General features: G+C 72.8%; 13 protein-coding genes. 10 read left to right on the top strand and 3 right to left on the bottom strand.

Features of this window, described 5'->3' with window-relative positions; translation table 11 throughout:
- Positions 1-51: 51 nt before the first annotated feature.
- The 5 genes from CP977_RS15395 (at position 52) to CP977_RS15375 (ending at position 3,794) form a co-directional block, all read left to right on the top strand.
- Positions 52-867 carry a phosphatase gene (locus CP977_RS15395; RefSeq protein WP_062754477.1) on the top strand — a complete coding sequence of 272 codons (816 nt, stop codon included), beginning with the start codon at positions 52-54 and terminating at the stop codon, positions 865-867.
- A 127-nt stretch (positions 868-994) separates the two neighbouring features.
- Complete coding sequence (locus CP977_RS15390; protein WP_030219271.1) at positions 995-1,204, top strand: helix-turn-helix domain-containing protein; 210 nt, start codon at positions 995-997, stop codon at positions 1,202-1,204.
- A gap of 193 nt (positions 1,205-1,397) precedes the next feature.
- Positions 1,398-1,496: a 30S ribosomal protein bS22 gene (locus tag CP977_RS15385; RefSeq protein WP_003948845.1), complete on the top strand. Its 99-nt coding sequence runs from the start codon at positions 1,398-1,400 to the stop codon at positions 1,494-1,496.
- A gap of 180 nt (positions 1,497-1,676) precedes the next feature.
- A complete protein-coding gene (locus CP977_RS15380; protein ID WP_062754480.1) occupies positions 1,677-2,744 on the top strand; it encodes an NAD-dependent epimerase/dehydratase family protein in 1,068 nt (355 codons plus the stop codon).
- Positions 2,745-2,759: 15 nt separating this feature from the next.
- Positions 2,760-3,794: a lysophospholipid acyltransferase family protein gene (locus CP977_RS15375; RefSeq protein WP_062754482.1), complete on the top strand. Its 1,035-nt coding sequence runs from the start codon at positions 2,760-2,762 to the stop codon at positions 3,792-3,794.
- Positions 3,795-3,865: 71 nt separating this feature from the next.
- Here the strand turns inward: CP977_RS15375 and CP977_RS15370 are convergent, their stop codons facing one another.
- From CP977_RS15370 to CP977_RS15360, 3 genes are all read right to left on the bottom strand, one after another.
- On the bottom strand, positions 3,866-5,119 hold the full coding sequence (locus tag CP977_RS15370) for a DUF5667 domain-containing protein (protein WP_062754484.1): 1,254 nt from the start codon (positions 5,117-5,119) through the stop codon (positions 3,866-3,868).
- A 337-nt stretch (positions 5,120-5,456) separates the two neighbouring features.
- Entirely contained in the window at positions 5,457-6,242 is a 786-nt protein-coding gene (locus tag CP977_RS15365) for an ECF subfamily RNA polymerase sigma factor, BldN family (RefSeq protein ID WP_062754486.1), read from the bottom strand.
- Positions 6,243-6,656: 414 nt separating this feature from the next.
- On the bottom strand, positions 6,657-7,598 hold the full coding sequence (locus CP977_RS15360; RefSeq protein WP_030219257.1) for an HAD family hydrolase: 942 nt from the start codon (positions 7,596-7,598) through the stop codon (positions 6,657-6,659).
- Between the two features lie 168 nt (positions 7,599-7,766).
- On the opposite strand from CP977_RS15360, the gene CP977_RS15355 reads away from it, so the two are divergent.
- The 5 genes from CP977_RS15355 to CP977_RS15335 all read left to right on the top strand — a co-directional run bounded on the left by CP977_RS15355 (position 7,767) and on the right by CP977_RS15335 (position 13,108).
- On the top strand, positions 7,767-8,045 hold the full coding sequence (locus tag CP977_RS15355; protein WP_152370306.1) for a glutaredoxin family protein: 279 nt from the start codon (positions 7,767-7,769) through the stop codon (positions 8,043-8,045).
- Positions 8,046-8,317: 272 nt separating this feature from the next.
- Entirely contained in the window at positions 8,318-9,106 is a 789-nt protein-coding gene (locus CP977_RS15350; RefSeq protein ID WP_062754490.1) for a redox-sensing transcriptional repressor Rex, read from the top strand.
- Entirely contained in the window at positions 9,103-10,458 is a 1,356-nt protein-coding gene (locus CP977_RS15345; protein WP_152370305.1) for a glutamyl-tRNA reductase, read from the top strand. The genes CP977_RS15350 and CP977_RS15345 overlap by 4 nt, the downstream gene beginning before the upstream one ends.
- Complete coding sequence (hemC, locus tag CP977_RS15340; protein WP_062754494.1) at positions 10,455-11,441, top strand: hydroxymethylbilane synthase; 987 nt, start codon at positions 10,455-10,457, stop codon at positions 11,439-11,441. The genes CP977_RS15345 and hemC overlap by 4 nt, the downstream gene beginning before the upstream one ends.
- Positions 11,438-13,108: a bifunctional uroporphyrinogen-III C-methyltransferase/uroporphyrinogen-III synthase gene (locus CP977_RS15335; protein ID WP_062754496.1), complete on the top strand. Its 1,671-nt coding sequence runs from the start codon at positions 11,438-11,440 to the stop codon at positions 13,106-13,108. The genes hemC and CP977_RS15335 overlap by 4 nt, the downstream gene beginning before the upstream one ends.
- Positions 13,109-13,139: the final 31 nt, after the last annotated feature.

The following is a 13,139-nucleotide window of genomic DNA, read 5'->3' as shown; positions in this document are numbered from 1 at the left end:
GTCCGGGAGGTTCCGGCCCCCCGGCGGGCGTGTTCCGGCAGCATCGGGAGGGTGTGGAGTACCGGGGCGCTGCGGGCGCATCTGTTGGCGGCGGGGTTGGCGGGCGCGGTGGCGACCCCGCGGGAGGAGAACCTGCGGAGCTACCGGCTCTTCGCCGCGCGCGACCCCCGGGTGCTGCTCGGGCTCGACCCGGTGCGGCCGTGGGACGAGGCCGCACTGCTGCGGCTCATGGCCGAGAAGTGCGGGGTCTCGGGCGACCCGGAGCACCGGTCGGGCCCCGACGCCATCGACCCGGAGCGCACCCTGCGGGGGCTCGACGCCTTCGCGGCGCGGCTCGGCGCGGCGGCGGCACGGAGGGTTCCGGTGCTCCTGGGCACGGGCCATCCGCACCGGCTGCTCGGTTTCTACGCCGCTCTCGCAGACGCGTTGTCGGCGGCGGGATGTCTTGTCCTCACCCCCGCGCAGGGGAGATGTGTCGACATGACGACCCGGTTCGGCGTACGCACGTACCTCCTCGACTACGTCCGGGGGGTGGCGTTCGTACGGGAACCCGGACCGCCCGGGGACGGGCGCGCACCGGGGGCGCACTCCCATTCGCCGCTACCGGTCAGGGCCGCCCTGGAGAGCGCGGCCGACTCCGGCGGGCCGCTTCCGGAGCTGGTGGTCGGGGACCACGGATGGGTCTGCGGGGCAGGTCAGCTGGGTATCGAGGCCATCGGGCTCGCCGACACGGACGATCCCGCGCCGTTCGTCGGGGAGGCCGAGGGGCAGGTGTCGGCGGTGGTTCCGCTTGACGACGGCGTGCGCTCCGCCTCGTACCTCCCGCTGACGCGCTATGTACTCAATCGGGCGCGTCTGTCACGGTAAACGGCCGGTGGTGGCTCCTCTTCCCCACTCGTACCACCCGCCCCTAGTCTGGATCGTGAGCGCTCGGCGACGAAGAGTCACCGGAGGGGAAGCCGGTGGGCGTCGCGGCGGAAGGTACAGGTGGGTCATGGCTGCTGGCGATCGACCTCTCAACGAGGTCAAGTTTCTGACCGTGGCGGAAGTCGCCTCGGTGATGCGCGTCTCGAAGATGACCGTGTACCGCTTGGTGCACAGCGGTCATCTGCCGGCGATCCGGGTGGGCAGGTCCTTCCGGGTGCCGGAACAGGCGGTTCACGAGTACCTCCGGGAGTCCTACGTGGGGGTGGGGACCGCGTAGCGAGCGCGCGGCACGTCACCGGGAAAGCCCGGGAGGACCCCGGGCGTCCCCCGGGGGAGCCGGATATTGCCCTCGGATTACGACCGGGGTGCTCGGGACGGTAGGCTAGGCCGACGTAGGTCGTGTGGGCCCAGACGCCCCGCACCGATTTCCGCCGAGGCGGGAATGTTCCGAGAAGTGAGCGAGGGTAGTCGTGGGCTCTGTTATCAAGAAGCGGCGCAAGCGGATGGCGAAGAAGAAGCACCGCAAGCTGCTCAAGCGCACGCGCGTTCAGCGTCGCAACAAGAAGTAAGGCGACCGCTGCACCGCAGCATTCAGTGCGTCGGGCGTGGCCCTTCACCGTTCGCGGTGGAGGGCCACGTCTTTTGTCGCGCGGAAATCCGGAAGCGCTACGGTGGCGACCTACGGAACCGGCAGAACCGGTGGAAGCTCTCCACGGAAGACGACGGAAGACGGACGGAAGGCGCTGATCTTGGGCAAGGTCGTGCTCGTCACCGGTGCCGCCCGGCACCTCGGCGGCCGCTTCGTGCGGCGGATCCAGCGGGACCCCGAGGTGGACCGGGTGATCGCGGTGGACGCGGTCGAGCCGGCGCACCCCCTCGGCGCCGCCGACTTCGTACGGGTGGACATCCGCCGCCCCGAGATCGCGAAGGTCCTCGCCGAGCACGACGTCGACACGGTGGTCCACCTGGACGTCACCGGGACGGCCCTCGGCGGGGGCGGCCGGACGTCGGTCAAGGAGACCAACGTCATCGGCACCATGCAGCTGCTCGGCGCCTGCCAGAAGTCGCCGCGGATCGCCCGGCTCGTCGTCAAGTCCAGTACGAGCGTGTACGGCTCCGCGCCGCGCGACCCGGCCGTCTTCACCGAGACGACGCCCGCGAAGGCGCTGCCGAGCGGGGGCTTCGCGAAGGACGCCGTCGAGGTCGAGGGGTACGTACGGGGCTTCGCCCGGCGCCGCCCGGACGTGGCCGTGTGCGTGCTGCGGTTCGCGAACATCCTGGGCCCCCGGATCGACTCCCCGCTGACCGAGTACCTGGCGCTGCCCGTCCTGCCGACCGTCCTCGGCTACGACCCGCGGCTGCAGTTCGTCCACGAGGACGACGTGATCGACGTGCTGCGCCTGGCGGCGCACGAGCCGCGCCGGGCCACCCAGAACAGCGGCACCTTCAACGTGGCCGGGGACGGGGTGCTGCTCCTCTCCCAGTGCGCGCGGCGGCTCGGCCGACCTACGGTGCCGGTGCTGCTCCCGGCGGTCACCTGGGTGGGGACGGCGCTGCGGACGGTCGGGGTCACCGACTTCGCGCCCGAGCAGATCCGGCTGCTCACGCACGGCAGGGTCGTCTCGACGGTCCACACCCGCGAGGTCTTCGGCTTCTCGCCCCGGCACACGACGGCGGAGGCCTTCGCGGACTTCGCGCGCAGCCGGGGGCGGGGGCTGCTGCCGCCCGAGGCACTGGCCGGGGCGGTGGACCGGCTGGCCGCCCGCGTGGCCCCCGGGGGCCCTTCCGGAGTTCCCACAGTTCACGACGGCGCCTGAGGAGGCCCGACTGCGATGGCGGACGCCAAGGTCATTCCCTTCGACGACGACCGCTCACGGGCCCGTCGCCGGCCCGCCAGGGCCGACGGCGAGACGGCGGCCGTACGGGCCCTGCCGGGGCCGCAGGAGCCGGAACCCCCCGCCTCCCCGGGGGCGGAGGAGCCGGCCGCGCCCGACGTGCCCGTCACCGCCGGGCCGCCGGCCGCCCGGGGCGACTGGGAGCGGCGGCTCGCGGGCGGGCTCGCGTTCCTGCGGCGGCGGATCACCGGCGAGTACGAGGTGGACGAGTTCGGCTACGACGAGGAGCTGACCGACCAGGTCCTGATGTCGCTGCTGCGCCCGCTGTACGAGAAGTACTTCCGGGTGGAGGTGAAGGGCGTCGAGAACATCCCCGACAAGGGCGGGGCGCTGATCGTCGCCAACCACTCGGGGACGCTGCCGCTGGACGGCCTGATGATGCAGGTCGCCGTCCACGACCACCATCCGGCGGGGCGGCACCTGCGGCTGCTCGCCGCGGACCTGGTCTTCGTGCTGCCGGTCGTCAACGAGCTGGCGCGCAAGGCGGGGCACACCCTGGCTTGTGCGGAGGACGCGGAGCGGCTGCTGCGGTCCGGTGAGATCGTCGGGGTGATGCCCGAGGGCTTCAAGGGGATCGGGAAGCCGTTCGGGGAGCGGTACAAGCTCCAGCGGTTCGGGCGGGGCGGGTTCGTCTCGACGGCGCTGCGGGCCGGGGTGCCGATCGTGCCCTGCTCGATCGTGGGAGCGGAGGAGATATACCCCATGGTGGGGAACGCGAGGACGCTGGCGCGGATCCTCGGCCTGCCGTACTTCCCGCTGACGCCGACCTTCCCGTGGCTGGGGCCGCTCGGGGCGCTGCCGCTGCCGACGAAGTGGACGATCCAGTTCGGGGAGCCGATCCCGACGGACTCCTACGCGCCGGAGGCGGCGGAGGACCCGATGCTGATGTTCAACCTGACGGACCAGGTGCGGGAGCAGATCCAGCACACGCTCTACAAGCTGCTGGTGCAGCGGAGGTCGGTGTTCTTCTGAGCCTCCGGCCGTCCGGGTCCAGCGCATGAGAAAGGGGCACCCCCCGTCCGTGGGGGCGCCCCTTCCTCTTGTCAGCGAGCGTCCTCGCTGTCGATGCCGAGGCCCGGAAGCAGACCCGGCAGGATGGGCGGGATGGTGACGTCGGGGACGTCCGGGACCGGCTGGTCCGCCGCCGGTGGGGACGTCGGCGTCCCGGTCGGGGAGGGTTTGAGCAGTCCGCCGGTGCCGCCGCCGATGAGGCCGTCGTCCTGCGGCGGGGCGGTGGTGCCGGGGGCCGCGCCCGGGCCGGCGTCCGTGCCGGGTCCCGACGGGCGGGGCGCGCTGGACGGGTCGCCCGAGGAGGGCGTCTCGCGGCCGGTCGGCGGACGCTGGGTGTCCGTCTCCCGGGAGCCCTGCGGCGTACTGGGACTGCTGCGGGGGCCCTCGGTGCCGGCCGCGCCCTTCTCGGGGGTGCGGGGGAGCACCGACTGGAGCGGCTCGACCTCTTCGTCTATGGCGTCGAAGACGTGCGTCACCTCGCTGCCGACGTCCGCGAGCTGGACGGGGAGCCGGTCGCGGAGGCCGTCCCAGGTGTCCCGGTGGGCCTGGGCGAAGGAGTTGAGCCGGGCCATCGGGGCGATGGCGCCGTCCCGCTCGTACGCCTGGCGGAGCAGCCGGTGGCCCTCGGAGGCGTCGTGCTTCATCCCGCCCAGGACGCGCCGGATCTCGGCGAGCGACTCGTGGTCGAGGTCGCCCGCGCGGCCGCGCTCCATGAGGCGGCGGGCCTCGCTGAGGCGGGTGGAGGCCTGGTCGAGGTAGATGCCGCCGCGGTCCGCGTCGTCGTCCGCCATGCCCAGCTTGATGTCCTCCATCCCGCGCTTCAGCCCGTAGAGCGAGTCACCGGGGAGGGCGTCGGAGCTGGCGGCGGCCACGCCGCCGAAGGCTCCCGCGGCCACACCGACCGTGAGGCCGCCGGCGGCGAGCCCCTTGGACCAGCGGGAACGCGGGCGCAGCTTCCGGAGCGGGGACGCCCGGTGGGCTCCCTTGCCGGTGGACGTCCGCTGCTCCGGGACCGTGGGGCCCGCGGCCGCGCTCCCCTCCATGAGCATCGCTTCCATGGCGGCGACCAACTGGGCCCGCTGCACCACTTTGACCTCGGGGTCCAGCTGCGGCTTGGGCAGCTCGCCGAGTCCGTTCGCCAAGGCCAGGAGCCGTCCCTGCTCCGCAGGTTCGGCCGGTTCGGCCGGGGTCTCGGGCTGCTCGGCCGCAGCGCCCTCGGACGCCCGGTCCTCCAGGGCCTGGGCGAAGGCGTTCGCCCGCCGGTGCGCCGATACGTTCGCGATCACTGGCGGCACCTCCTCTCGTCATGACGGTCGACTCCCCGGGGTGTCCGGAGGGTTGCACACCTTGAGCGCGGCCACACGAAAGAGTGAGTGGCTGCGGGCATGGCGTGACCACAGGGAGCCTGCATCCCGCACAACGAGCGGCGCGGCACTTGGGTTACGCGCGAGAGATGATCGGACCAGTGCGTCATCGGGGCGTCACCGACTGTGAGTTGGACGGGGGTCGGGGGACGTGTGGGGGAGTGGGGCGGGGGAGCGGGGGACGGGCCGCGGACGGGGGCGGGACGGGCGCGCGTGGGGGGCGCCGGGCGGTCTGCGGGCGTCGCCGGGTGTCGTCGGGTCAGCGGGCGTCGTCGGGGAGGAGGCGGGCCAGGGTGCGGACCGCCCGGTACTGGAGGGTCTTGATCGCCCCCTCGTTCTTCCCCATGACGCGGGCGGTCTCGGCGACCGAGAGGCCCTGGAGGAAGCGCAGGGTCACGCACTCCTGCTGCTGGGGGTTGAGGCGGCGGACCGCGTCGAGGAGGGCGGCGTTGGAGAGGGACTCCAGGACGGAGTCCTCGGGGCTGCGCTCCACCTCGTTGGCGTCCAGCATCTCGCCGGTGGTCACTTCGAGGCGGAAGCGGCTGGACTTGAAGTGGTCGGCGACCAGGTTCCGGGCGATGGTGACGAGCCAGGCGCCGAAGTCGCGGCCCTGCCAGGTGAAGGTGGAGATCCGGCGCAGGGCGCGCAGGAACGTCTCGCTGGTGAGGTCCTCCGCCGTCGCCTTTCCGCCGACGCGGTAGTAGATGTAGCGGTAGACCGTGTCGCTGTACTGGTCGTACAGGCGGCCGAAGGCCTCGGCCTCGCCCGCCTGGGCCCGTTCGACGAGGTCCATCATGCGGGCGCTGTCGCTGTCCGCGGCGGGACGGCGGGAGGCGGTCGAGGTGCCGGACCGGGCGCCGCGTCTGCCCACGGCGGCGCCGCCGTCGGCCAGGGCGTAGCAAGGCCCGACGGGTGCCGGTGCGGCGAAGGCGAAGGCGGGGACGGGGCCGGCGTACGCGGTGGGGACGAAGCCGCGCAAGTGGTCCAGGACCGTTGCGCGCAGCGTGGCCAGGCCCGAGGTGTCAACCCCGACGTGTGGGTACACGGGACTCCCAGAGGCAGAGCTTCCATCACGTGCAGTGCGGGACCGTTCACCCGTCGTGGCGACGTGAGGGGTCCTTTGTGCGTCTGAGGAGAATAACGCTTCGTACAGGCAGCGCTACACCCAGTTGCAGAAATCGCCGGTTCCGTCGCATCTGTTACTGCTTGCAGTCGGATCAAGGTCCAGTTGGTGACTGGTTGTTGATCGGTCTGCTTTCGAATCTGATCGCGTGCACGTTGTGTTGTGCTCAAGTGAGAGCTGCGTGCGTGATCGGGGCCGCTGCGGGGTAAGGGGCCGGGAATGCCCGGGAGTCGACCTGTGCGGTGCTGTTCGACCACGGACGGGTGAGGGGGCCTGGTCCGGGGTTGTCGCAGATGATCGCAGCCGAAACGTATCGGCGGGCGGGGAGGCCGGGCGTCAGTGGCGGCGGCGGTGCAGGGCGACCGCGGCGGCCGTGCCGCCGGCCAGCGCGCCCAGGCCCGCGGCGGCGGGGATGCCGACCTTGGCGGCCTTGCGCCCGGTCCGGTAGTCGCGCAGCCGCCACTCCCGTTCCTTCGCGTGCTTCCGGAGCTTGGTGTCCGGGTTGATCGCGTACGGGTGCCCGACGAGCGAGAGCATCGGGATGTCGTTGTGCGAGTCGCTGTACGCGGCGCAGCGGCCCAGGTCCAGGCCCTCGGCGGCGGCGAGCGCCCGTACCGCCTCGGCCTTGGCCGGTCCGTGCAGGGGCTCGCCGACCAGCCGGCCGGTGTAGACGCCGTCGACGGACTCGGCGACCGTGCCGAGCGCGCCGGTCAGGCCGAGCCGCCGGGCGATGATCGTGGCCGTCTCGACCGGGGCGGCCGTGACGAGCCACACCTTCTGGCCCGCGTCCAGGTGCGCCTGGGCCAGGCCCCGGGTCCCGGGCCAGATGCGGTCGGCCATGTACTCGTCGTAGATCTCCTCGCCGATGCTCATCAGTTCGGAGACGCGGTGGCCCTTGACGATGGACAGGGCGCTCTCGCGGGCGTCCTGCATGTGCTCGGGGTCCTCGACGCCGGCGAGCCGGAACCAGGCCTGCTGCCAGGCGAAGCGGGCGAGTTCGCGGCGCTGGAAGAACTTCCGCTTGTACAGGCCGCGGCCGAAGTGGAAGATCGCGGCGCCCTGCATCACGGTGTTGTCGAGGTCGAAGAAGGCCGCCGCCCGCACGTCGCCGACGACCGGGAACTCGGGCTCGGCGGGCGGTTCGGCCGAGGCCTCCTCCCGCTCCCGTTCCAGCTGGAGCGAGGTCTTGCGCGCTGCCTCGGCAGCGGCCTCGCCTGCGAGGACGCTGCGCGCGGTGGCGGAGCGCCTACGTGGGGTGAGCCATCCCAGAGCGGCCATGCCGTGAGCATAGCCAGTCTGTTCGGTACTTCCCGACTTGTGACGATGCGGCGGCGTGAACAGTGCGGGGCCCTCCTGTTAATCGGGTCACTTGATCGGGGGTCACTTGACCGGGTCGCGTCCGGAGCGCGTTCCGGCGGGGTGGCCCCGGTGCGGCGGCGGGACAGAATGGGCGCCATGTTCGGACGGAAGAAGAAGGCGGACGCCGGGGCGCGGACCGTGACCCTCATCGGCAGGCCGGGATGCCATCTCTGCGACGACGCGCGGGCGGTGGTCGAGGCCGTGTGCGCGGAGACCGGGGCGTCCTGGGAGGAGAAGGACATCACGCGCGACGAAGACCTTTACCGGGCGTACTGGGAGCAGATCCCCGTCGTCCTGGTCGACGGGGAGCAGCACACCTTCTGGCGGGTGGACGCCGACCGGCTCCGGCGCGAACTGGGTGCGTGACCGAAACCCGGTTACCATCGTGGACGTTTTGTTGGGTTTCGGGGGCGGCACCGTGAGGAGAGTGTGCGGTTTTGCCCCCTTCGGGTTCTCGACGCGCCGAGCTCTCCGGTGGTTCCCCGGCGACGGGAACCAGCCGCGTGACCCCGGTCACTTTGGCCGGACAAAACGGACACCATCTTTGTGCACGCGTTCACAAAGACATAGCCTGCATTCGACGGGGCGGTCTTGGGACATATGGCCGCCTGCAGCCCCGCTCATCCCGCAGGAGCACCGTGGCAACTGGCCGAACTCACCGACCGGCGACCCGTAGCCGAGGAATTCCCGAGGCCACCGTCGCCCGGCTTCCGCTGTATCTGCGCGCGCTGACCGCGCTCTCGGAGCGTTCCGTACCCACGGTCTCCTCCGAGGAGCTCGCGGCCGCTGCGGGCGTCAACTCCGCGAAGCTGCGCAAGGACTTCAGCTACCTCGGCTCCTACGGCACCCGCGGGGTCGGCTACGACGTCGAGTACCTCGTCTACCAGATCTCCCGCGAGCTGGGCCTCACCCAGGACTGGCCCGTCGTCATCGTCGGCATCGGAAACCTCGGCGCCGCGCTCGCCGGCTACGGCGGCTTCGCCTCCCGAGGCTTCCGCGTCGCCGCGCTCATCGACGCCGACCCCGCCATGACCGGGCGGCCCGTCGCCGGCATCCCCGTCCAGCACAGCGACGACCTCGAGCGGATCATCGAGCAGGACGGCGTCTCCATCGGCGTCATCGCCACCCCCGCCGGCGTCGCCCAGCAGGTCTGCGACCGCCTCGTGGCCGCCGGCGTCACCTCCATCCTGAACTTCGCCCCGACCGTGCTCTCCGTGCCCGACGGCGTCGACGTGCGCAAGGTCGACCTCTCCATCGAGCTCCAGATCCTCGCCTTCCACGAGCAGCGCAAGGCCGGCGAGGACGCCGGGGCCGACGGCGACGCGGAGCACACCCCCGCCGTCGTACCGCCCGCCCCCCGCGGCGCCACGGGCGCCGGCAGCCGCAAGGGACCCGACGGGGACGTCCCCGCCGTGATGCCGGCATGAGCCTCCTCGTCGTCGGACTCAGCCACCGCAGCGCCCCCGTCTCCATCCTGGAGCGGGCCTCCCTGCCGGCCGACACCCGCTCCAAGCTCCTCCAGGACACCCTCGCCGCCGAACCGGCCACCGAGGGCACCGTCCTGGCCACCTGCAACCGCATCGAGCTCTACGCCGACGTCGACAAGTTCCACGCCGGCGTCGCCGAGCTGTCCACGCTCCTCGCCCAGCACAGCGGCGTCGGCCTGGACGAGCTCACCCCCTACCTCTACGTGCACTACGAGGACCGGGCCGTCCACCACCTCTTCTCGGTGGCCTGCGGCCTGGACTCCATGGTCGTCGGCGAGGGCCAGATCCTCGGCCAGATCAAGGACGCCCTCGCCCTCGGCCAGGAACTCCACACCGCCGGACGCCTCCTCAACGACCTCTTCCAGCAGGCCCTGCGGGTCGGCAAGCGCGCCCACAGCGAGACCGGCATCGACCGCGCCGGGCAGTCGCTCGTCACCTTCGGGCTCCAGCAGCTCGCCGACGGCCAGGACGTCGACACCTGGGCCAAGGGCAAGAAGGCCCTCGTCATCGGCGCCGGCTCCATGTCCTCCCTGGCCGCCGCCACCCTCGCCCGCTCCGGCGTCGCCGAGATCGTCGTCGCCAACCGCACCCTCGCCCGCGCCGAACGGCTCGTCCAGATCCTCACCGAGCCCGGCGGAACGGGAGTCGCCGCACGCGCGGCCGAGATGGTTGCCGTCGGCGACGAACTGCGCGGCGCCGACGTCGTCGTCTCCTGCACCGGCGCCACCGGACTCGTCCTCACCGGAGACGACGTCGCCGACGCCGTACGGGACCGCGAGACCCCCCTCGCCCTCCTCGACCTCGCCATGCCCCGCGACATCGACGCCGCCGCCCACCGCCTCCCCCGCGTCCGGCTCGTCGACATCGAATCGCTCGCCGAGGCCTCCGCGGACGCACCCATGGCCGCCGACGTCGACCGGGTCCGCGCCATCGTCGCCGACGAGGTCGCCGCCTTCGGCGCCGCCCAGCGCGCCGCCCACATCACCCCCACCGTCGTGGCCCTGCGCGCCATGGCCGCCGACGTGGTGACCAGCGAGGTCACGCGCCTCGAAGGCCGGCTCCCCGGCCTCGACGAGAAGCAGCGCGCCGAGATCACCCAGACCGTGCGCCGCGTGGTGGACAAGCTCCTGCACGCGCCGACCGTGCGGGTCAAGCAGCTCGCCAGCGAGCCCGGCGGCGCCGGGTACGCGGACGCGCTGCGGACACTCTTCGACCTCGACCCGGAGACGGTCGCCGCCGTCAGCCGGGCCGACCTGAATGACGCCGACGTCAAGAACCGAGGGCGAGTATGACCGAGAGGGCACTGAGGCTCGGGACCAGGCGCAGCAAGCTCGCCATGGCCCAGTCCGGGCACGTGGCCGACGCCGTACGGCAGCTGACCGGCCGGCCCGTCGAGCTCGTGGAGATCACGACGTACGGGGACACCTCCCGCGAGCACCTCGCGCAGATCGGCGGCACCGGCGTCTTCGTCGCCGCCCTGCGCGACGCGCTGCTCGCCGGCGAGGTGGACTTCGCCGTCCACTCGCTGAAGGACCTGCCGACCACCCCGCACCCCGACCTGGTCGTGGCCGCGATCCCCCGCCGCGAGGACCCCCGCGACGTGCTGATCGCCCCCGCCGGCACCACGCTCGACCGGCTCCCCGAGGGCGCCCGGGTCGGCACCGGCTCGCCGCGCCGCACGGCCCAGCTGCACGCCTACGCGCGCAGCCACGGCCTGGACCTGACCTGCGTCCCGATCCGGGGCAACGTCGACACCCGCGTCGGCTACGTCCGCAAGGGCGAGCTGGACGCGGTGGTCCTCGCCGCGGCCGGACTCAACCGCATCGGCGGCACCGAGGAGCTCATCGGCTCCCTCGCCCTCGACCACCTCCCGGTCGACTCCGTGCTGCCCGCCCCCGGCCAGGGGGCCCTCGCCGTCGAGTGTCCGGCGTCCGACGCCGGACTCGTCGCCGCGCTCTCCGCTCTCGACGACCCGCACACGCGGGTCGCCGTGACCGCCGAGCGCTCCCTGCTCGCCGCCCTGGAGGCCGGCTGCTCCGCACCCGTGGGTGCGCTCGCCGACCTGCTGGCCGACGACCCCGGTCACGGGCAGGCTGTCACCGAAATGCGCCTGCGCGGCGTCGTCGGCACCACCGACGGCTCGACGCTGGTGCAGCTGTCCACCACCGGACCCGTACCCACCTCGCACGACGAGGCCATGGCGCTCGGACGCGTACTCGCGGACGAGATGCTCGCCAAGGGTGCGGCCGGTCTTATGGGGGAGCGAGCACTTTGAACCCCACCAGCCCGACCACCAGCCCCCTGTCCCCGGCCTTCGCGGGCCACGGACACGTCACCTTCCTCGGCGCGGGACCGGGCGACCCCGGACTCCTGACCCTCCGGGCCGTCGAGGCCCTCGCGGGGGCGGACGTCCTGATCGCCGAGCCCGAGGTCCTCGACGTCGTCCGCGGCCACGCGCGCGCGGGGGTGAGCACGCCGGAGCTGGCGGTCGTCGACGAGGCGTCAACAGCCGCCGGTGTCCCCGTGTTGAGGGATGCGGCCAATCTTGTCATGGAGGCCGCGAGGGGCGGCAGGCGGGTCGTCCGTGCGGTGACCGGCGACCCCGGCCTCGACGGCAACGCGGGCGCCGAGATGCTCGCCTGCGCCGCCGAGGGCATCCCCTTCGAGGTCGTCCCCGGCGTCGCCACCGCCGTCGGCGTCCCCGCGTACGCCGGCGTACCGCTGCGCGACGCCCAGGGCACCGACGTGCGCTTCGTCGACGCCCGCACCGCCGACGAGCGGTGCTGGAGCGAGGTCGGCGCCTCCGACGGCACCGTCGTCGTCTCCACCACCCTCGACGCGGTGGCCGCCGCCGCCGGCGAGCTGGTCGCGGCCGGCCGCAAGCCGGACACCCCGCTCACCGTCACCATCGCCGGTACGACCACCCGCCAGCGGACCTGGAACGCCACCCTCGGCACCATCGCCCAGGTCTTCAAGCAGGGCAAGGTCCTCCCCTCACCCGAGGGCCACCGGCCGGTCATAGCCGTGGTCGGCGAGCGCAGCGCCCCGGCGCAGCGGGACCAGCTGTCGTGGTTCGAGTCCAAGCCGCTCTTCGGCTGGCGGGTCCTCGTGCCGCGCACCAAGGAGCAGTCCGCCTCGCTCTCCGACCAGCTGCGCTCGTACGGCGCCGTGCCGCACGAGGTCCCGACCATCGCCGTCGAGCCGCCGCGCACCCCCCAGCAGATGGAGCGCGCGGTCAAGGGCCTGGTCACCGGCCGCTACGAGTGGATCGCCTTCACCTCCGTCAACGCCGTGAAGGCCGTCCGCGAGAAGTTCGAGGAGTACGGGCTCGACGCCCGCGCCTTCGCCGGGATCAAGGTCGCCGCGGTGGGCGAGCAGACCGCCGCCGCCCTCGTGGACTTCGGCGTCAAGCCCGACCTGGTGCCCAGCGGCGAGCAGTCCGCCGCCGGACTCCTGGAGGACTGGCCGCCGTACGACCCGGTCTTCGACCCGATCGACCGCGTCTTCCTGCCGCGCGCCGACATCGCGACCGAGACCCTGGTCGCGGGCCTCATCGAGCTCGGGTGGGAGGTGGACGACGTCACCGCCTACCGGACCGTACGGGCCTCGCCGCCGCCGGCCGACACCCGCGAGGCGATCAAGGGCGGCGGCTTCGACGCGGTCCTCTTCACCTCGTCCTCGACCGTGCGGAACCTGGTCGGCATCGCCGGCAAGCCGCACAACGTCACCGTCATCGCCTGCATCGGCCCCGCCACCGCCAAGACGGCGGAGGAGCACGGCCTGCGGGTCGACGTCCTGTCGCCCGAGCCGTCCGTCCACAAGCTGGCGGAGGCCCTCGCGGACTTCGGCACGCGCCGCCGGGAGTCCGCCCTGGAGGCGGGCGACCCGGTGACGCGGCCGAGCGAGCGGCGACCGGGTGCGAGGAGACGGCGCACCACCTAGGGGTTCTCCGGGGTGCGGGTCCTTCACGGGC

Origin of the sequence: Streptomyces cinereoruber (assembly GCF_009299385.1) — a bacterium.
GTDB lineage: Bacteria > Actinomycetota > Actinomycetes > Streptomycetales > Streptomycetaceae > Streptomyces > Streptomyces bikiniensis.
The sequence above is the reverse complement of the archived record's forward strand: the minus strand, read 5'-3'. Positions and strand labels throughout refer to the sequence as shown.